Source organism: Chitinophaga flava (assembly GCF_003308995.1).
Lineage (GTDB): Bacteria > Bacteroidota > Bacteroidia > Chitinophagales > Chitinophagaceae > Chitinophaga > Chitinophaga flava.
Map to the genome: position 1 here is coordinate 2,950,564 of NZ_QFFJ01000002.1, position 19,549 is coordinate 2,970,112.

A 19,549-nucleotide genomic window follows, 5' to 3' on the forward strand; every position below is an offset into this window, starting at 1 on the left:
ATCTGTGGCCTTGTTGACTAAATATCTTGATTCTGTTTTATAATCTGACAATGCAAATTTCCTATATATCTCATTGTCATAAAAATTATTAAAACAATCATGATGCATCATTTAAATAATAGTTTTCTGATGGCTGATTGTCCAGGTATCTGAAACCTGCTCATTGGATTTGATCCCATTTATAACGGGATAAAGTACATTTGTTGGGGTTTTATCAACCTCACATGATTATGCCATACTTATTTGTATTCCTATTTACCCTGACAGGAGTGATATTTCTGTCTATCAATCAATACAAACGCAGGAGAAGCAGGCAGCTTCATATGATACGCCAGCAATGGGGAATGATGAAGGATGAGTACTTCAACTTCAATAGGATTGGGAGTTATCTGGCATTGAATATTGGTGATGACTTTCATCTGTTATCAAGTCAGACTAAGGCTGATATTGATTTTGATGACGTATTCCGTTTTATAGATCGCACCAGCACACCTGTAGGACAACAGTTCCTATATGATTTAATGAGTAAGCCCGGAAATGATGCCGCCAGACTGAGACTGCTGGAGGAGCAGGTGTCTTTCTTTGCAGGCAATACTGCCACACGGGAAGAAGTCCAATTACTCATGACAACTTTACAAAGCAATGATGCTGCTTATATCTCGAGCCTGCTGGAAGATAATCTTCCATCCCGGCCGGCCTGGTATAACCTTGTGGTGGCTTCCCTGGCTAGTGTTGTGCTGCTGTTGGTGTTATCGCCGCGATATCCTTTTTTGCTGATATGGTTGTTGCTGCCGTTGTTTTTTAATGTCTTCCTGCATTACTGGAATAAGAATAATACTGCACGTTTTATCCGGTCGATCCCACAACTTCATCTTTTAATGGAGCTGACGCGCAAATTGTGTGCGCGGGAACTGCCATTTAACAATGATGAGGCATTACAAAGTTTACGGCGGATGAAAACCTTCAGGCGTAAAAGTCTTTTTATCAATTTTGGATATAGTGGTAGCCAGGATGATATCAGTAGGTTGTTTGCTTATCTTTTTGAATATGTGAAAGCTTTCCTGCTTGTAGAGTTTTTTGCCTTTTATTCCCTGGCAGATGAACTCCGGAAAAGGAGGCAGGATATTATGGTGATCTTCCGTTTTATTGGGAATATGGATGCCTGTATTTCCATTGCTTCGCTGCGTGCGGGCGTTGCAGAAACCTGTGTTCCGGTTTCCTTGCCTGTGTCTCGTGTACTGGAAGCAACAAAGCTTTGTCACCCGCTGATACCAGATTGTGCGGCTAATGATATCAATGTGAATGGTAAAAGTGTTTTAATTACAGGGTCAAACATGTCTGGTAAAACTACTTTTCTGCGTACGGTTGCACTTAATATAGTGCTGGCGCAAACGATCCACACTTGTTTTGCGACATCTTTCCATGCGCCTTTCTTCCGGCTTTTTTCCTCTATCCGGATTGATGACAGTCTGCAGGATGGCAGGAGCTATTATTTCCAGGAGGTAGAAGTAATGCATGCCCTGATCCGGGAAGTGGTACCTGCTCCACAAAGCTTCTTTATACTGGACGAGGTTTTTAAAGGCACTAATACCGTTGAGCGTATTGCTGCAGCCAGTGCCATCCTTTCTTATCTGAACAGGTACAATAATCTCGTATTTGTTTCCACGCATGATATAGAGCTATCTGCAATGCTGTCCGATGATTATGAGCTGTATCATTTTTCAGAAACTATAATAGGAGATCAGCTTCATTTTGATCACAAGTTGAAACATGGTCAGCTTACGACGAGAAATGCTATTAAGCTGCTGGAAATAGCTGGTTATCCACGGGAGATCATCGATGAAGCAACGGAGATTAGTAGTAAACTCCGCATACAACTGTGATGGTATAAGGCTCACAGAAGGCATTCTGAAAAAAAGTGTCTCCCGAAACCAGGAGACATCCTTAAATATTTATATCATATAGGCAGATCATAACTGCGCAACTGACCTTCACCGGTCGTCAGCAACAGCTTGTCATGCACAATCATTACATTGATAATACTACTGCTGTAATCAAAGATATAATCCGGGTTGGTAGTAGGATTACCATCCAGGTCATATGCTGTAAATTCAATACCCTCTGGCATTACCTCTGCCTTACAACGTAAATCTTTTCTGTCGAGCAATAATAATCTCCCAAACTGGGAAACTACCAGGATGTTATTATCATCTACAAAGAATACACTGTAGTTGATATTATCCGGTTCTGACGCAGGAAAATCTTTACTGCCATCGAAAATAGAATCCTGGTCCTGCTCCGCTATTCTGTCAATTTCAGGGAAAGAGTAAATTTCCAACGGCCCATCATAATGAGGAGCCATAGCAAACTCTTTTCCGGAAGGTGCAAAGTTGCCCATGATCACATTCTCACATTGGGTAAGTTCTGTCAGCGAGATGATACCCTCGTTCAGCTGCAACTGCATCAGTATCGTTTCCTCCTGGCCGGCAGAGGCCTCCAGCAGGATAATGCCATTGTCTGGCGTGGCATGAAATGTATAGGCGTATTGATGGCTTTCCAGCAGTGGATAAGAAGCAATTACTTCAAAAGTAGCAGCATCCATTATCTGCAGCTCGTCAGTTTCATTTTCTTCACCTGGCAATACATACCAGATTGTTTTATTATCCTTGGCGAAGTAACAGGCAGCACCCAGGAACCAGCCCCAGGAGCCATGTTCCACAGTATGTAATACGGTAGTCCCTTCTGCATCGAGGATCCGCATATCGCTCATGCCCGCAATAGCAATCAGGCGGCCATCAGAAGAGGCAGACAGCTTACTGCTTACATAGTTTGTATTCTGTCCCTGCATAATTTTTTCCCAAACAATCTCAAGGTTGGAATTGAGCTTTGTAATCAGTGGCTGACTCGCAAAGTTCATCAGGATCTCTCCATTTGGCAATGGCACTACATTTACCGGGTTAGCGGTGAATGTCAGTTTGTTCTTTAATGGCAGGTTTATATGCGGAAATTGACTCATGTTTTTTGTTTATACCGTCGCAAAGGTAATACACAAATCACTTTTCCGGCAACCTGGATCTTTTATTTTATTCCTCCGCCCACATCCCGGTACGCTTTGCCAGGTCAATCTTTTCCTGGCCATGCGCTGTCATCAGTCCCTTTGCGATCATTCGTTCTGCCCGTTCTATATTAGGTTTGCTCCATTTGCTTTTCGCCTTGCGGGGGGTAAATGTCAGATAGAAACTTTCCTCATTACGTTTTTTGGCTTTACTGTCTATCCAGCCGAAGCACAGCGCTTCTTCAGTTGCCTCAATAAGGGAGATGCAGGGAACTGTACTTTTTTTATGATACTGGATGAGCCATACACCGGTTTCTGCCTGGCAGTTTTCTTCCAGCCATTTCCGCCACTCAGCTCTGGTGGAGGCGTATACGGCTTGTCTTCCATCAAGTGTTTCCATCGCTATAAACTGTTTTTTTGTTGCAGTATTTGCAGATAATGTGGGTTGGTCATGATACCGATAATATTACCGAAGGGGTCTGTTACGGCTGCTGTAGCAAAACCGCTCCCTTCCTGGCCGCGTTCGGTGATGGGTTCAAATTCAATGGCTCCCAGTGCTATCAGTTGGTCGAAAGTAACTTTAATAGCATCCACATGCCAATAAGTAATAGCGCCACCGGTGTCAGCTAATCTGGCTGGAGGAGCGTATTTGAGGTCAATTACCCCTAACTCATGCTGGTAGTCACCCAGGCGGAATTCAAAATAACCAGGCATGTCAAAATAGGGTGCTACGCCGAAAAATTCCGAATACCATTTCTTTGCTGCTGCGTGGTCTGCCGCATAAAATGTAAGAGTGGCTATGCCGCGTAATACTGATGATTGTGCCATTTGGATAGTTTTTTGGTTATTGTTTTAACAAAAATAGAACCCGGGTTCGACAACCCTATGTCAGTAGGCTTGATAAAAATTTAAAAAATGTTCTGATCCATATATCGGGGCCGGCATAAGGCAAGGCTATACGAAACAAAAGGGAAGAGGCCATCTCAGTATTAATGAGACGGCCTTCTTCTCTATTTTGGCATTAAAAATGAATGATTTATATATTAGAAGTACGAAGAAACCAGGACTACAGATGGATTATTCTTTTGTAAACAGGAATACTTGTCCTTTCTGCTTTAAAGTCATTTGCTTTTTTTCTGTATTAAATTCAATGACTACTCCGGCTGTTTCAAATTGAAAAGTGTTTGCAGATATCGCTTCCAGTGGAAAGGATGACTGTCCTGTGGCCTGGCCAAATAGTTTATTTCCAATCTTCTTTATCTGAATTTTTAAAGGAATTTGCGTACTGGCGTAGTTGCCTAAGAATTGATCTAATTCCTCCGGTTTTAGCTCCACTGTTTTAAAAGTTGGTATTTCAAAAGGTCTGTTGAAATAGCAGCTTAATGCGCATAACAGGATATCATTGTTTGCATATATCAATCCGTTTGAAGTTAAGGCCACCGACAGTTTCTCTTCAGGGAAATATACTAAAACGGACTGGAACCCGTCAATTCCACCGGTATGTCCATAACAGTACTTTTCGAAATAGGGAAGCTTAAACATTCCCATTCCAAATGTTCCGTTGAAGGTTTTCATGGAATCCAATGATCTGTCTGAAACGATTTTGCCGGCAAAAAGTTTTTCGATGAAAGTCGTTAAGTTCGCAGGGGTTGATACAATGGTTCCTGCTCCCATGGGTATGGATGGATCTGTTTCTGTTTCTTTAGTCCATTTATCATTAAATCTGTATGAGTAACTCTCGTTTTTCCGGAGATCGGTTTTGCCTCCGAAATAGGTGCTGGTTAAACCTGCCGGTGTTGTGATTTTAGTCTTTAGGATATCAGCATAAGGCTTACCATAGAGCTTCTGCAGGATATAGCTTAGTACTACATAGTTCGAATTGCTGTATTCGGATTGTGTATCCGGTTCAAAATCACTTTTCGGCCCGGCAATGATCTCTATCATTTCTTTCTCTGACTTGGCCTGTGTATTATATGTCATATAGGCCTTATCGTTAGTAAAGTTATGAATACCGCTTCTATGCCTGAGCAATTGTGTAATCGTTATTTTATTTGCATTGGGGATTTGAGGATAATATTTATCAATTGTTTGATCTAATGATAGTTTATTTTCTTCCACCGCCTTCAGGATAAGTGCGGCGGTAAACATTTTAGAGATAGACCCGATTTTGTATTTGGTTTTGGTGTCTGCTTTAAGGGAAGATTCAATATCACTATACCCGATAGCTCTTGTGTATAGTGTCTTGCCGTTTTGTGAAACAGCTATGCTACCCATATATTTATCTTTTGCTTCCAAAATATTAAACAGGCTATCCAGACGTTGGTGATTAAAATTTTGGGAAAATGAAGTGTTGGCGGTTAACGTCAACAGGCTGGCAATAATTACTCTTTTTAACATAGTTTTTGATTGAGGCTTTTTTTCAATTTTAAGAGAGCGGTGATGAGTATATAAAACAAAACAATTGCGAACAGCATAGTAGGAATAAACCAAAAACCCAGTACCTCTTTTAATCCCTCCTGATCCTTGTTACTGGCCATTCCCAGCACTACGAAGGAAGCATCCCTGTAAAACAATCCAACTCCGGATGGATTTATCAGTTTGGCAATAATCAGGAATACAAATCCGAATAACAGAAGATAGAGCACCAGGAAGATGATATAGGAAACACCATTGGTGATGTTTAACAATAGAGCTTTAAAAACATGGATGGGGTTGAAGGTTTTGGTGGCTTGTTCCAGTTTTTTATCGGCTACCAGGGGTTTTAATACTTCTTCCGGAGGCCCCAGCTTTTCTAAAATATCCAGTAATGAATCTATTTCATTGGACTTGTCTTTATGTTGAATAGCTTCAAAAATATGACTGTTAAGTTCCATGTAGATATCATCCTGGTTCTCCGTCGAAAGGGAACGGGTAGCTTTCTTAACACGCTTCATGTAATCATTGTATACTCTATTTGAAGCTGGCAGGTTAAATTTTATGTTCTCTATTTTCATTTGATTATTTTATGGATGGAGCGTTCCAGATTTTTCCAGTATTCGTTCATAGGGGCCAGGGTTTTAGCGCCCATGGTGGTCAGGCAATAATATTTCCGGGGGATGCCCGTTTCCTGTTCCACCCACTTTGAATCGACCAGGTTTTCGGCTTTTAACCTGTTCATCAACGGATAAAGTGTTCCTTCGGCGATTTCCATATCAGTATGCTGCTTTATCTGTTCAATAAGCTCGTAGCCGTAGTATTCGTTGTCTTTAAGGATATTCAGGATGATAAAAGTTAACGTTCCCTTTTTAACCTGAGATTTCCAATTTGCCACAAAGGTTTCATTCATATTTCAAATGTATAACAAAATACATAGCATTACTAGGTATTTTAAATGTAGATAAGATGATGTTGTTTAGCTTTTGTTTATCAGGTGATTAGATGAATGTATTCCGGAGATCCGGAGACGGCGGGATGCTTGAATGTGAGAGGAGACTTATCTTTTTTGTAATCAAAAGATCACTTAAATTACCGGCAGGCAAAGCATAATAGCTCAAAAAGTAAAAAAATGGACGCTAAAATAATACTTCCGATATCATCCCTTCGAAAATACATTCGTTTCTTTTGGGTATTGGAAAATGACAGCACCGACCTTATTGAGAAATTTAAGATAATTCCTGAGGGAGTACCAGGCTTTGTTTTTCAGGAAAATCCAACAGCTATTTACAATAAAGACAATCAGGTATTGCCTCAGTCTTTTTTATTCGGACAAGCTACGCAATATGCAGAGCTTAGTGCAAGAGGGTGTTTCCGGAATATAGGGGTTAGTTTTCAGCCCACAGCATTGAAGAGTGTGTTTGGAATAGAGGCAATAGAATTAACACAGCAGCATATTGATATCAACGATCTTGTTAAGACTACCATCAATAATCAACTTTTAAATTCATCATCATTAGCGCAGCAAATCGCGGCACTGGAACAGTTTTTCCTGCAACAAACGGCTGGCTGTAAAGAAGAAGGCGATAAAATAACCGTTGCGATCCTGCAGATTCAGAAAGGCAGGGAACTAAAACAGGTACAGGCGGATTTAAAAATATCAGAACGTTCATTGGAACGCTTGTTTAAAAAGTACGTCGGAATTTCTCCTAAATTATATTCAAGAATATGCCGTTTTCAGGCATCTCTAAAAATGCTGCGCAAAGCCAGCGTTGCATCTCTGACAGAAATTGCTTACCGGGAAAACTATTTTGACCAATCTCATTTTATAAGAGAATTTAAATTTTTTGCAGGCACCACGCCTACATCTTTTCTGCTAGATGCAAATGAGCGATTCCCTGATTTTCCGGAATGGAGATGATAGCAGCTGTCGGTTTTATCCAATTGTATAAAAAGAATGCTACTTAATTTTGACGGGTTAACTGAAATCAATATAAAGTGAGAAAATGGGAACAAATAAAATAATACAGCCTGATAATACGGCAGTCAGAACAGCATTATGGAGAGCTTTACATGTTCAGATAGATGCAAAGCCTTCTATACTTGAAGATGAAATTGGATTGAAACTGATAGTTCCGCCTGACGATTGGCAGGAGCGTCCGGACATGAAATATACCAAACGGCTTCGGGCTTCTATTGTAGCGCGTTCGCGCTTCATTGAAGATGTCGCCAAAGAACAAATTGAAAAAGGAGTTAAACAGTATGTTTTGCTGGGTTCAGGACTTGATACTTTTGCCCAAAGGAATACAGACATCAGTTCGCAGGTTGATATTTATGAAATCGACCAGCCCGATACGCTGGCATGGAAAGAAGAGAAGCTCATTGAAAATGGATACAAAATTCCCGGAAATCTCCATTTTGTACCTGTCGATTTTGAAGTTTCATCCTGGTGGGACGAGTTATTGAACAAAGGATTTGATATTCACCAACAGGCCTTTGTATCCTGTACGGGTGTTACGCTCTACCTTACCCGGGAAGCAATTACAGACACCCTGAAAAAAATGACTTTGCTTGCATCCCGTTCTACCATCGCAATTGCGTTTTATCTGCCGTTGGAATTACTGGAGGAAGAAGACCGGCCTCTGTTGGAAATGGCAATTAAGGGAGCTGCCGCTTCCGGAACTCCGTTTGTAAGTTTTTTTTCAGTCGAAGAAATAGTAGAACTTGCGAAGGATGCAGGTTTGAAAGAAATTCAAACCATTTCTACAAAGGATATGACAGATATGTATTTTAAGGACAGAACCGATAATCTCTTGCCTGCAAGCGGAGAGGTGTTTCTGGTAGCAACTACCTAAGTGCCGTTTAATACCTAAAATCCGAATATTATACCCATACTTATCCGGGCATATCTGCTATGGGCTCCGTTGAACTGTGTTACTACCTGGGCATTGTTGGATAGATAGGCAATATCGGTGCCTGCTTTGGTGGTTGATCTGCCAAGGACACCATTGGCCATTACGCCCAAATGGGTATTGAGCTGGTATATTATTCCGAGTTTAACATCCAGGCTATTGCCATTGGCTTCCTGTTTAAAGCTAACCGGATGCTGAAATTCACGTGCAAGGTTCCAGTTGGCTACAGCATTGTATTGCAGCAGTCCAAATGTAAAAACACCCTCCAGGTACAAGGATTGGGTGATATGGTATTTCCCGCCTGCTGAGAGGGTAGGACCTCTCCACTTTGCCAGATATGTAGTCCTGAGTTTTTCATTATCCGGACTTAACAGAAAATAATTCTGCTGCGTATTGTTATAGCCAATACCTATGTTCAGGGTGTAGTTCTTCCTGATAAGTCCATTTAAAACAACACGGGCTGAAAAGGCTTCGAGGTGTCCCTGATTGCTTTGGAAATATTCATCATAGGTGATTTTACTTCTGTTGTCGCCATTGTAATCCGCGTCATGCACTGTGCCACTTATGGTACCATTTTTCTGATAATGGCCCTGTATTTCTATTCTTTTGAAAGGCCGGAAAACACCTTCTGCGTAAACACCCAATGCGGTGACCTGGTTAAATTTCAGTTCAGATAAAATATTGGGTGCCATGCCCTGTATGTTTCCCGCAATGGACCAATTGAAGCTGTTTATGTTTGCAACACCACCAGTGGAGATGCTAAAGCGATGCTCCTGACCTTTGCTTTCCAAAGCAAACAAAATCAGGATAAAAAGCCGTGTTAATCTTTTTATGTTGCAGGATAGATAGAAAGGAAACATCCGTTATTTTTTATGATGTTGAAAAATTTCAGGACATGCTCAACTATGTTGGCATGTCCTGAAACATGGATGAATAGTAAAATGAATCTATGGTAATATTTCATATCCCTGGCCCGGACGTGCTTCATACCAGCTGGTTGTTTCCGGTTGGCCGTTGACGTAAGCCTTATAGGAGCCATAATCCCTTCCTATATACATTCTGTTTGCATCTACGATCCTGATGGTGCTCGGCGGATTAGAAGAATAGGATATTATACCGGTCTTCATATCTTTTGAAGCACGAACATATGGAACGGTAATATCCCTCACGGTAGCAGGAGTAACTTTATCTTCCTTGTAAAAGTTAACGTAGTAGTCATAGAATGTTCCTTCTCCCCATTGGTCCTTTTTGAAAACGGGATTCTCCGCCGTAATCTTTACATAGGTCCGTAGCAGGAAGGCTGCATTGTTTTGCAGATAGTTTCTGAGATAATCGATAACAGCCTGTTTCTTTACAGGGTTGTCGATAAACTCGTAAATAGGGATCATTCCTTCTTTGTTGAAGTCAATCAACTCTGAATTGTTGACAGAGGAAGATGCTTGCCAGGCTGAGATATCCACGGCTGGTGCGGTGCTGCCTGCAGGGATATCGCCTATCACGCTTTTAGACGGATCACCTCCGATTGTTTCATAGTGCAGTGCCTGGGAGAAGTTGGCTTCTGTTTCCTTTTTGGTATAGGTATAGTTTAAGCCAACGCTTACACTGAACACTTTATTTACACTAACGTCAACGCCTATCTCGGAAGCTCTCTCTCTGGCGCTGTTGGTGGTTTCAGACCGGTACATCACACTCAGTTTGGCGCCCAATGTAATGTCAGTCAGCACGTGGGTGCCGTAAGCGCTGACAATCCATTCCGGACTTTCATTTTCGATGTCCCATACAAAACTGGGTTGGAGATACTGTTTCAGCAGCGTAAGACCTCCGCTGATCTTACCTCTCTTCTGCTGGATCAGCAGATCAAAACTACTGTAAACATACTTGGAAGAAAAGGCGTTGCTGTCTGAATATGCTGCTTTGATACTTCCCTTAAAAATGCCAAAGCCAAAAGTGCCGTCCAGATTGACTTTGAGTTTGTCAAGATAAGAAACTGCATTCTCACCGGATACCAGTTTTCCAATCTGCTTTTTGGAGAGGTCCCATTCCATGCGGGTAGGATTATCTTTTTGAAAAGCTGTTATATTCAGTACGCTGAACTTGGAGGCACTGGAATGCGCATATTCTCCGGTGACATCGTATCCGTAGCCCAACAGATCATTTTTACCATCTCCGGCGCTGCGGGGCCTGGTTCTTTCATAAGGGTTGCTTTTAGGTTTTTCTTCTTTCTTACAACCGGGCGTTACAAAAAATGCGAGACATGCCATAACCAGCAACCAGGGCATATTTTTTTTAAAATATTGTGGTATCATTTTTTTAAAAATTTGTCGTTATCAAACATTGTGTTATTCGGGCATAGGTTCGTAACCATTTCCTGGCAGCACTTCCAGTTTTTTAAATGTAGTGATGGAATAACTATCGTAGCGATCTGTGTTTTGGTATACATCCCTGCCTAAACTGATATAGTTGGAATTGGTGACCTGATAGGTTTTTGTGGCGCCGGTTTGGTTTAATCGGGGATCATCCGAACTGGAAGTATTGATCCTGTAGTTAACGGTCAGGTTGTTGACTGTCACCGGAGTAACTTTATCTGCTTTGTAAAAACGAATGTAATAATCGTAAAAATAAGAAGTCCAGGAATAGTCGTCGCTCGTAGACATACCAGGGTTTTCATAAGAAATCTTTGCATATATTTTGTTCGGCAATTCCACTAAAACCACCTGACGGTCTTTCAGATATTGATCGATATATGCTTTTAAGGCAGCCTGTTTGACAGGATCGCTGACCAGGTCATAGAGCGGGACCAATGATTCAGTATTAAAATCGATCATTTCAGCGTTAGCAACAGTGGAAGAAGCCTGCCAGTCTGTAATGCTCACCTTGGGGACTGTTTGGCCGATAGGGATCTGGCCGATCAGTTTTTTCGAAGGATCTCCGCCGATGGTCTGATAGTGCAGCGACTGAGAGGAATTCGACTGTGTTTCCTGTTCGGTGTGACTGAAACCGGTATTGATACTGAATACCTTTCCAACGCTTACGTCTATACCGGCTTCTGAAGCTTTCATTTTATCGGAGCTGCTGGTCTGTGACCGGTATAATACCTGTAGTTTAGCCCCCAGTGTGATGTCTCCCAGAACGTGTGTTCCGTAGGTCTTTACGATATACTGTGGCGTTTCATTCTGAATATCGGCCACGAAGTTCGGGGTCAGGTATTGCTTCAGCAAAGCAATGCTGGCATTCATTTTTACTCTTTTCTGCTGAATGATCAGGTCAAAGCCGCTGTACACATACGTCGATGAAAATGCATCGCTGCTACTGAAGGAAGTGGTAATGGTGGCCTTAAAAACCCCTATACCAGCGGATCCTTTAACTTTCAGCGATTTTTTTTCGAGAAATGATTTGGCATTTTCTCCGGCCACCAGGTTGCCCACCTGTCTTTTAGACTGGTCCCATTCTATACGGGTGGGCTGGTCCAGCTGTAATTGCTCAACATTGATCACCTTGAATCGGGATGCGCTGGAGTTGGCGTATTCGCCGGTAACATCATAGCCATAGCCCAATAGGTCATTTTTCCCATCTCCGGCAGACCTGGGCATGGTACTGGATTGTGGAGATGTTTGCGATAGGTCGTTCTTTTTACAGCTGTAGAAGCTGAATGTAGTTAGTCCTGCTAACAGTAGTAGCGTTTGAGATGTTCGGGTAACTGATTTCATATGGATTTTTTGTTCTTGACGGTATATAGGAGTGCCTGCCCGATTGGTAGTCGGGCCAAACTATGTTTGACAGATTATTTTATCTGGTGGAAAACCTTTTAACTAATAGATAGGGTGTTATAGGTATTTTGAATGCTTATAGGCGTTTGATTTTATAGGTTATGGGTAACGGGTTATCAATTTACAGTACAGTATAGCAGACTGCTATTATAATTCAAGATATGTATAAATGAAATTAATTATCGTTAGGATGGATTAACAAATTGTTAAGTAGATATTCTTCTGGTGAAATAGTGTAAGTGCATGGTAGTTTTCCTTAAAACCGAACAAGGAAAGATGAGTGCTCATCTTTCCTTGTTCAGTTAAGTTAGCGGCTATAAGAAAATTATATCCGCCGATATAAGACATTTGGTTCTACTGAGTGTTACTTTTCTAATTAAACAATAGTTCATCCACAAATACCCAGGCATGTTTTCCTTTGCCGGGATGCCAGGATGGAAGTATGGCTGGTGTCATCATTATCTTCATACAGGATACCTGTGTGAGGGGAAATGAACAGTCAATATCCATGGCTGTAACCGGATCATCTTTTTTGCCTGCGGGAGGAGTGATCTTTTTCAACAATTTGAGATGCTGCGGATCGGCGCCGCCCCATATCTGAATCTGCTGCGGCAGGAAGATGTATGAACCGACGTTACGCAGCGCGCCTATTGTTACAGATTTAAGTGGTACTGGTTGAGGGAACCGCACAATAGCTTGCAGTTCGTTTTTCGTATAGCCGAGCCATTTACCATTGTTATAGTCCATGCCGCCCTTTTGTCCGTCTGTTAGCGTACTGCCACCGTTGGCAATATACGCGCCTTCAGGCTGGTTTAACAGTGAGATGCTGTCGGGTGCATAAGCCGTTTTGTGGAAGGAGAACTGTACAGGATCGCTGGCATACCAGCCTTGTTTACAGGCGATAGCACGCACTGTGGTATTGGCGGTAATCAGGAGACTGTCTTTGAATACAGGCGAGTGCAGGCTGTCGGGAGCGCTGCCATCGGTGGTGTAATGTATCTCTACTCCTTTTACGGGATGTTGCAGTATCAGTTGCATACTGTTCCTGAAAACAGCCAGGGTATTGAGTATAGTCGGCTGATTCAATTTCAGTTGCTCTCCCTTGTCATTAGTGAAGCCTTTCACCACGGTGACCTGTTGGAGATTTTTTTGCACCTGCAGGATATCGGCGGGGGATAGGCCGGTATTCCATACATACAGTTCTTGTAAGGCAGGTGCAGATTTCAGGCTCATGAGCTGTTGTAGTGTAACCGGTGTGCCAGACAAAGAGAGGCTCCGCAGGTGTGGCAATTTAGCGAGTGCGGTTAGTGTTTGCCCGGTGATATTGGTGAAACTCAGATTGAGTACCCGCAACTGTTTAAACTGCGCCAATACGTCAAGATCAGCATCTTGTACCGGCATCTTCTGCAAATGCATTTCTATCAGCTGTTCCTTTACAGGCAACAGTTCACTGACAGATTTGATGTTGAACTTGTCTTTATTATACCAGTTCGCCACCAGGGGCGCGGCATGTAACGCTATCGGGTACACGACGCGATAGTTGTTATTCAGCTGCTGTACCAGTTTATCATCTGCGGGAGAGAAATTATATACCGGCTCTTTGGATACTGCGGGTTGCAGGCGTGCAGCGGCGAGTAACCGCAGGCTATCATGCGCTGGTAGTGATGCCACCGGTGTTTTGAAGTCGGCACCTCCTTTGATCCAGTAATAAAGCAGGGCCACTTCTTCTTCGCTGAGCTGTGGCTTGCCGGTGGGAGGCATATGTTTTTTATCTTCCGCCGGAAGATGCAATCTCTCCATCATCAAACTGATGGCGGGATTACCGGGGATGAACAACTTACCGGTTTTACCGCCGGCGAGTAATTGTTGTGGTAACTCCATCGACAGGCCACCTTTCGCTTTCCCTGCATTGTGGCAGTTCATACATTTTTCTTCCAGAATGGGCTTCACGAGATGTTCATACACAAGAGCTTTCTCCAATGGCACAGCTGTATTACGCGGTGTAACAGGTGCCAGTACGAAATTATTACCATGTGTGACGTTGGCACCGAAATGGCCGGTCACGAGTAACAAGACTACAGTTGCGAGTGCACTTGTTTTCGGTAACCAGGGCTTGCGGTAGTCGCGCAGCCAGTATAAGGCGGAAGCGCCCCATAACACAGCTATCCCGCCCCATTTATGCCACTGTATATTGCCATTGTCAGTATAACCTTCTTCCCGCGCGAGCAGTAGTCCCATGATAACGGTGACGGCTGTACTGATTGCTGCCCCGAGTATGAGCCAGGAAGTAAACCGGATTTTCCAGCGGTTGGCCTCCGGCTCGCGCAGCTGTATAAACAGCAGCAGTCCGCCCAGTATGAGCAATACGATCGGGAAATGCAGCACCAGAGGATGCATACGCCCCAGTACCTGCAACCATGCCGGCACCAGGATCCTGCTACCAGCCACGAATAAGACCAGCACGAAAATATTAGTGGCGAATAAGAGCTGGCTGCCGGCCTCCTGCCAGCGGATACGATTCCACTTCATCATACCCTCCTGAGTTTATATGGATACACTTTGCCAGCGGCCCATTGCGCTACATAAATATTTTCATCGTTATCTACACATACATCATGCGGGTGAACGAAGAGTTTCTCTGCCTGCTGCATCGGTTGCAATTCACTGCCGTTATACACTGGTGCGGTACCGCCAATATTGGATACTACCTTGTTGTTTTTGTCGAGAATGGTAACAAAGCCGCTGCCGCTGACATTCATGTCGGGTGAGCGCAATACGGCCGCATACAGATGATCACCCTTAATCACCGGACGACATACACAGGCACCGGGCAGGGATATCACTTCCTGTAGTTGACCACTCATGCTGAAACGCTTGAAACAATTGCGGGTGCGGTCTGTCACCAGCAGGGAAGGAGCGCCCTGGCGGCGGTCGATACAGATACCGTGAGCATTGTCCAGATGTGCATCGCCCTGGCCACGGCCGCCAAAAGTATTCAGGAGCTTGCCATTGCGGTCATAATGTATAATATACTGCGCGCCATAACCATCTGCAATATAGATATCGCCATTATCCGCGATGGTGGTTTCGGTAGGCACAAATTCCTCTTTCTTGGTGTAGTGTCCTGTTTCTGCCGGATAGTCGATTGTCATTATTATCTTGCCATCCATGGTAGTTTTATAGACCTGGTGTTTTTCCGTATCAGTGATAAACAGGTATTCGGTACCGTTTTCATTGGCGAGCGTAAGACCATGTGCTCCGGGAAACTCATGCCCCCAGTACTCCAACAGCTTACCGGATTTATTGTAAACGAGGATATTGTTTTTTGTTTCATTGGTGAGCAGGATAATACGGCCTTTTTTGTCCTGTACCATCTCATGGCAGTCCTTTACGGGATGCCGGCTGCTGTCGAGTGTGCCCCAGCGGGTATCGAGCGTGTAGCGCATATCCTGGTGGCCATACACTGGTCCTTTAGGATGTGCAAAGAGATCACGGGAAATATAAAAAGATGCGGCAACTAACGCAGACGATTGTATGAATTTTCTTCTCTTCATGAATAATGTTTTTATCAGGCCATGAGCCCTGGTATAACTTTTCCGGCGACGTCGGTGAGGCGGTAACGGCGGCCCTGGTGTTTGAATGTGAGTTTTTCGTGATCAAGTCCCATGAGATGTAATACGGTGGCGTGGAAATCGTGTACGTGCACAGGATCTTTCACGATATTGTACCCAAACTCGTCGGTTTCGCCATAAACGATCCCCGGCTTTACTCCGCCGCCGGCCATCCAGATGGAGAAGCAGCGTGGGTGGTGATCGCGGCCATAATTGTCTGCTGTCATTTTACCCTGGCAAAAGTTTGTTCTGCCAAATTCACCGCCCCATATCACAAGTGTTTCATCGAGCAGGCCACGTTGTTTGAGATCGGTGATTAGTGCAGCGGAGGCGCGGTCTACATCCTTTGCCTGGCCAGCCATTTCATTGGGCAGGTTGCCGTGCTGGTCCCATCCCTGGTGATAGAGCTGCACAAAACGCACACCACTTTCAGAGAGTTTTCTTGCGAGCAGGCAGTTGGCTGCAAAGGTGCCAGGAACAAGGCATTCAGGTCCATAAAGTTTAATGATGTCATCCGATTCCTTTGAGAGATCGGTCAGTTCGGGCACAGCTGTTTGCATACGGTAGGCCATCTCGTATTGCTGGATCTTGGTGCTGATTTCCGGATCGCCAAAGTCTTTGTACGACTGGTCATTCAAAGCAGCCAGCTGGTCGAGCATCTGGCGGCGGTTGGCCATATCAATACCTTCGGGATTGTTGAGATACAGCACCGGGTTATCGCCGCTGCTGAACTGCACTCCCTGGTGGATACTGTCGAGGAAACCGTTGGACCACAGTTTGGAATACACTCCCTGACCGTTGCCTTTGCCGCGTGACAGTAAAACGCAGAAGGCGGGCAGGTTCTTATTTTCGCTGCCGAGGCCATAGCTCATCCAGGAGCCAAAGCTGGCGCGGTTTCCCTGCTGTGCACCCGTCTGGAAAAAGGTGAGCGCCGGATCGTGGTTGATCGCTTCGGTAAACATCGACCGCACGATACAGATATCATCTACAATCTGTGCAGTATGCGGAAAGAGATCACTCACCCATGCCCTGGCTTCTCCATATTGTTTGAAGTCAAAATGGGAACCTACCAGCGGGAACGACGACTGCCCGGAGGTCATACCGGTGAGCCTTTGTCCCATACGTATGGATGGGGGAAGCTCCTGGCCCATCATGTCGCGCAGTTTGGGTTTGTAGTCGAAGCTCTCCAGTTGTGAGGGTGCGCCGTTCTGGAACAGGTAGATGATCCTTTTGGCCTTGGGTGCGAAGTGTGGCATACCGGGGATGAAGGGCGTTTCATTAGTACTGCTCTTCCCGAACAGATCGGGTATCAACAAAGAACCAAGTGCTACGCTGCCGATACCTAAACTGAGCCGTGACAGGAACTTCCGGCGGTTCATATTCAGGTGATGCTCTATGAATTCGTTTTTCATCTTGTCATTTTTTTAAGAGAGAATGATGGTGAAGCGGGTATGATCATCGCCGGTTTATGTTTTGGACAGTGTTTCTTCCAGGTTATAAATGGTGGTGATCACCTGCATCATAGCAGCCCAGGAAGCCTGATCCAGGTTGGCTGCCATCGGGTATTCTCCATGGTGCAGCAGTTTAGCGGCATTGGCCGGTTGCTTTTTATAATACGATTGTTGTTGTTCATAGTATTTGAGCAGGGCGGCAGTTTCCTGTGCTTGCGGTGTGCGGCAAACGATCATGCGAAAGGCCTGTTGTATGTCCTGTTGTGTGTTGCCTCCTTGCTGCAGCAGGCGGGAAGCCAATACCCTTGAAGCTTCCAGCACGGTAGGATCATTGAGCATCATGAGGGCCTGCAGCGGTGTGTTGGTAGCGGAGCGTTTCACTTCACACTGATCGCGGTTGCTGGCATCGAATATCATCATAGAAGGTGGCGGCACCGTTCTTTTGATGAATGTGTAGAGCCCTCGGCGGTAAAGGCTTGGGCCATGATCCTGCCGGTAGGTGGAAAGCTGCCCCCGACCCGAGGTGGCCATTTCCCATAGTCCTTTGGGCTGGTAAGGTTTTACGCTGGGGCCTCCGATTTCATGTACGAGCAGCCCGCTGCTTTGTAACACGAGGTCACGCACTGTTTCCGCCGGGAGACGGAAGCGCGGCCCTCTCGAAAGGTATATGTTCTCCGGGTCAGCCTTCAGCTTCTCCCTGGTAATCACTGCTGATTGACGGTAGGTGGCCGACATCACCAGTTGTTTTACCAGTCTTTTGATGTTCCAGCCATGTTGTCCGAAATCCGCAGCCAGCCAGTCGAGCAGCGCGGGGTTGCTGGGGAGGTCGCCCTGCATACCAAAATCACCAGTGCTTTTTACAAGACCTCTGCCAAAGAATTCCTGCCATAGCTGGTTCACAAAAACGCGCGCGGTGAGTGGGTTCTTTGCGTCGAACAACCAGTTAGAGAGACCCAGCCTGTTGGCCGCGTAGCTGGTAGTACTGAAAGGCAATATGGCCTGTGGTGTACCAGGTGTTACTTCGATAGTGGGATTGTCGTAGTTGCCGCGGCCTAAGATAAATGTCTTTCTTGTTGTATCTCTTTCTCCCATTACAGATACGATCAGCCTGGCAGTGTCCTGTTTGTTGAGGAAGTGCAGTACGCCTTTGAGATCTTCTTTGGTGATCTCCATGAAAGGCTTTTTGGCATATGTTTCAGGGCCACCTACGGTTGATTCCAGTCCTACTTCCTTTACGTTGTTGAAGAAGGCAAAGAGCTGGTAGTATTCTTTCTGTGAGAAGGGATCGTATTTATGGTCATGGCAGTGGGCGCACTCTATGGTGATGCCCAGCAGGCTTTTGCCAAAGGTGTTGGTGCGGTCGGTCACATATTCGATGCGGTACTCTTCATCTATTACGCCGCCTTCTTCCGTGATTTTATGATTGCGGTTGAAACCTGATGCCAGCAGTTGTTCGCGGGTGGCGTTGGGGATCATGTCACCGGCAAGTTGCCAGGTCACAAAATCCTTGTAGGAGAGATTGCTGTTGAAAGCATGTATTACCCAGTCGCGCCAGGGCCACATGCTGCGGTAGTTGTCGTCCTGATAACCGTGGGAGTCTGCATAGCGGGCAACATCCATCCAGTGAACGGCCATTTTCTCTCCATAGGCGCTGTCTTGCAGCAGTTCATCCACCATTCGCTCATAGCCTTTGTCGCTTGTATCTTTAGCGAAGCGCTCCATCCGATCCAGGGTGGGAGGGAGGCCGGTGAGGTCGATACTGAGACGTTTCAGCAGGCGTTCGTGATCTGCCACAGGATTGGGTGACAGACTTTTTTCCGTCATCTTTGCGAGTGTGAAAAGGTCGATCTCGTTGTGTGCCCATTTGGGGTCCGTTACCTTTGGTAATGCGGGTAATACCGGTACAACGAAAGCCCAGTGTGGTTTATATTTAGCACCTTGTTTGATCCATTTCTCAATGAGTTTTACTTCAAAACTGCTGAGCGCCATATTACTAGTTGGCGGCGGCATGCGCATGGAAGTATCGGTGGTGCTGATGCGCTGGTACACTGCCGATGCCATGGGATTGCCGGGTACCAGCGCATGTGCGCCAGGGTCGTCTTTCAGTGCTTTGTAGGCGCTGTCGGCGATGTCGAGACGTAGTCCGGCTTCCCGCTTGTTAGCGTCGGGGCCATGACAGGCAAAACATTTATCGGAAAGGATTGGCCGGATGTGGAAGTTATAGTCCACTATCTCAGGCACCTTTTCAGACGACTGGTCCTGCGTATCCTGATGATTGCAGGCCGTAAAGATGGTGAGGATGCAGGCAGCAGCCTTTACATAACGTTGGAACATAATGTGG

Annotated in this window: 16 protein-coding genes; 3 read left to right on the plus strand and 13 right to left on the minus strand. The window is 44.9% G+C overall.

What is annotated here, in order from left to right; translation table 11 throughout:
- The first annotated feature begins 230 nt into the window (after nt 1-230).
- On the plus strand, nt 231-1,883 hold the full coding sequence (locus tag DF182_RS27615; protein ID WP_161964290.1) for a MutS-related protein: 1,653 nt from the start codon (nt 231-233) through the stop codon (nt 1,881-1,883).
- A 74-nt stretch (nt 1,884-1,957) separates the two neighbouring features.
- On the opposite strand, the gene DF182_RS27620 is transcribed toward DF182_RS27615, so the two are convergent.
- From DF182_RS27620 to DF182_RS27645, 6 genes are all read right to left on the minus strand, one after another.
- Nucleotides 1,958-3,016 (minus strand): WD40 repeat domain-containing protein, encoded by a 1,059-nt coding sequence (locus DF182_RS27620; RefSeq protein ID WP_113618985.1) that lies wholly within the window; start codon nt 3,014-3,016, stop codon nt 1,958-1,960.
- A 67-nt stretch (nt 3,017-3,083) separates the two neighbouring features.
- Nucleotides 3,084-3,455, minus strand: coding sequence for a YdeI/OmpD-associated family protein (locus DF182_RS27625; RefSeq protein WP_113618986.1), 372 nt, complete (start codon nt 3,453-3,455; stop codon nt 3,084-3,086).
- Nucleotides 3,456-3,457: 2 nt separating this feature from the next.
- On the minus strand, nt 3,458-3,883 hold the full coding sequence (locus tag DF182_RS27630; RefSeq protein WP_113618987.1) for a VOC family protein: 426 nt from the start codon (nt 3,881-3,883) through the stop codon (nt 3,458-3,460).
- 249 nt (nt 3,884-4,132) lie between these two features.
- Nucleotides 4,133-5,452, minus strand: coding sequence for a serine hydrolase domain-containing protein (locus DF182_RS27635; RefSeq protein ID WP_113618988.1), 1,320 nt, complete (start codon nt 5,450-5,452; stop codon nt 4,133-4,135).
- Entirely contained in the window at nt 5,446-5,988 is a 543-nt protein-coding gene (locus tag DF182_RS27640; RefSeq protein ID WP_211327226.1) for an HAAS signaling domain-containing protein, read from the minus strand. The genes DF182_RS27635 and DF182_RS27640 overlap by 7 nt, the downstream gene beginning before the upstream one ends.
- A gap of 56 nt (nt 5,989-6,044) precedes the next feature.
- Nucleotides 6,045-6,380 carry a PadR family transcriptional regulator gene (locus DF182_RS27645; protein WP_113618990.1) on the minus strand — a complete coding sequence of 112 codons (336 nt, stop codon included), beginning with the start codon at nt 6,378-6,380 and terminating at the stop codon, nt 6,045-6,047.
- A 219-nt stretch (nt 6,381-6,599) separates the two neighbouring features.
- Here DF182_RS27645 and DF182_RS27650 point away from each other — a divergent pair, with 219 nt between their 5' ends.
- A complete protein-coding gene (locus DF182_RS27650) occupies nt 6,600-7,388 on the plus strand; it encodes an AraC family transcriptional regulator (protein ID WP_113618991.1) in 789 nt (262 codons plus the stop codon).
- 85 nt (nt 7,389-7,473) lie between these two features.
- The gene (locus DF182_RS27655) at nt 7,474-8,322 is read left to right on the plus strand and encodes a class I SAM-dependent methyltransferase (protein ID WP_113618992.1); all 849 of its coding nucleotides are present in this window, start codon (nt 7,474-7,476) and stop codon (nt 8,320-8,322) included.
- Between the two features lie 14 nt (nt 8,323-8,336).
- Here DF182_RS27655 and DF182_RS27660 read toward each other — a convergent pair whose 3' ends face one another.
- The 7 genes from DF182_RS27660 to DF182_RS27690 all read right to left on the minus strand — a co-directional run bounded on the left by DF182_RS27660 (nt 8,337) and on the right by DF182_RS27690 (nt 19,542).
- Complete coding sequence (locus tag DF182_RS27660) at nt 8,337-9,239, minus strand: hypothetical protein (protein WP_113618993.1); 903 nt, start codon at nt 9,237-9,239, stop codon at nt 8,337-8,339.
- Nucleotides 9,240-9,326: 87 nt separating this feature from the next.
- Nucleotides 9,327-10,685: an MAC/perforin domain-containing protein gene (locus DF182_RS27665; protein WP_113618994.1), complete on the minus strand. Its 1,359-nt coding sequence runs from the start codon at nt 10,683-10,685 to the stop codon at nt 9,327-9,329.
- 33 nt (nt 10,686-10,718) lie between these two features.
- Nucleotides 10,719-12,086 (minus strand): MAC/perforin domain-containing protein, encoded by a 1,368-nt coding sequence (locus tag DF182_RS27670; RefSeq protein WP_113618995.1) that lies wholly within the window; start codon nt 12,084-12,086, stop codon nt 10,719-10,721.
- A 432-nt stretch (nt 12,087-12,518) separates the two neighbouring features.
- Nucleotides 12,519-14,678, minus strand: coding sequence for a DUF2231 domain-containing protein (locus DF182_RS27675; RefSeq protein ID WP_113618996.1), 2,160 nt, complete (start codon nt 14,676-14,678; stop codon nt 12,519-12,521).
- Nucleotides 14,675-15,700 (minus strand): NHL repeat-containing protein, encoded by a 1,026-nt coding sequence (locus DF182_RS27680; protein ID WP_113618997.1) that lies wholly within the window; start codon nt 15,698-15,700, stop codon nt 14,675-14,677. The genes DF182_RS27675 and DF182_RS27680 overlap by 4 nt, the downstream gene beginning before the upstream one ends.
- 14 nt (nt 15,701-15,714) lie before the next feature.
- A complete protein-coding gene (locus tag DF182_RS27685) occupies nt 15,715-17,169 on the minus strand; it encodes a DUF1501 domain-containing protein (protein WP_113618998.1) in 1,455 nt (484 codons plus the stop codon).
- A 54-nt stretch (nt 17,170-17,223) separates the two neighbouring features.
- Entirely contained in the window at nt 17,224-19,542 is a 2,319-nt protein-coding gene (locus DF182_RS27690) for a PSD1 and planctomycete cytochrome C domain-containing protein (RefSeq protein WP_113618999.1), read from the minus strand.
- Nucleotides 19,543-19,549: the final 7 nt, after the last annotated feature.

Bases quoted from the DNA above. Each gene is read 5' to 3' on its own strand.
- DF182_RS27660 (WP_113618993.1), bottom strand. From the start codon at position 9,239: ATGTTTCCTTTCTATCTATCCTGCAACATAAAAAGATTAACACGGCTT.
- DF182_RS27625 (WP_113618986.1), bottom strand. From the start codon at position 3,455: ATGGAAACACTTGATGGAAGACAAGCCGTATACGCCTCCACCAGAGCT.
- DF182_RS27675 (WP_113618996.1), bottom strand. From the start codon at position 14,678: ATGATGAAGTGGAATCGTATCCGCTGGCAGGAGGCCGGCAGCCAGCTC.
- DF182_RS27650 (WP_113618991.1), top strand. From the start codon at position 6,600: ATGGACGCTAAAATAATACTTCCGATATCATCCCTTCGAAAATACATT.
- DF182_RS27690 (WP_113618999.1), bottom strand. From the start codon at position 19,542: ATGTTCCAACGTTATGTAAAGGCTGCTGCCTGCATCCTCACCATCTTT.
- DF182_RS27615 (WP_161964290.1), top strand. From the start codon at position 231: ATGCCATACTTATTTGTATTCCTATTTACCCTGACAGGAGTGATATTT.
- DF182_RS27620 (WP_113618985.1), bottom strand. From the start codon at position 3,016: ATGAGTCAATTTCCGCATATAAACCTGCCATTAAAGAACAAACTGACA.
- DF182_RS27680 (WP_113618997.1), bottom strand. From the start codon at position 15,700: ATGAAGAGAAGAAAATTCATACAATCGTCTGCGTTAGTTGCCGCATCT.
- DF182_RS27655 (WP_113618992.1), top strand. From the start codon at position 7,474: ATGGGAACAAATAAAATAATACAGCCTGATAATACGGCAGTCAGAACA.
- DF182_RS27665 (WP_113618994.1), bottom strand. From the start codon at position 10,685: ATGATACCACAATATTTTAAAAAAAATATGCCCTGGTTGCTGGTTATG.
- DF182_RS27640 (WP_211327226.1), bottom strand. From the start codon at position 5,988: ATGAAGCGTGTTAAGAAAGCTACCCGTTCCCTTTCGACGGAGAACCAG.
- DF182_RS27670 (WP_113618995.1), bottom strand. From the start codon at position 12,086: ATGAAATCAGTTACCCGAACATCTCAAACGCTACTACTGTTAGCAGGA.
- DF182_RS27630 (WP_113618987.1), bottom strand. From the start codon at position 3,883: ATGGCACAATCATCAGTATTACGCGGCATAGCCACTCTTACATTTTAT.
- DF182_RS27645 (WP_113618990.1), bottom strand. From the start codon at position 6,380: ATGAATGAAACCTTTGTGGCAAATTGGAAATCTCAGGTTAAAAAGGGA.
- DF182_RS27635 (WP_113618988.1), bottom strand. From the start codon at position 5,452: ATGTTAAAAAGAGTAATTATTGCCAGCCTGTTGACGTTAACCGCCAAC.
- DF182_RS27685 (WP_113618998.1), bottom strand. From the start codon at position 17,169: ATGAAAAACGAATTCATAGAGCATCACCTGAATATGAACCGCCGGAAG.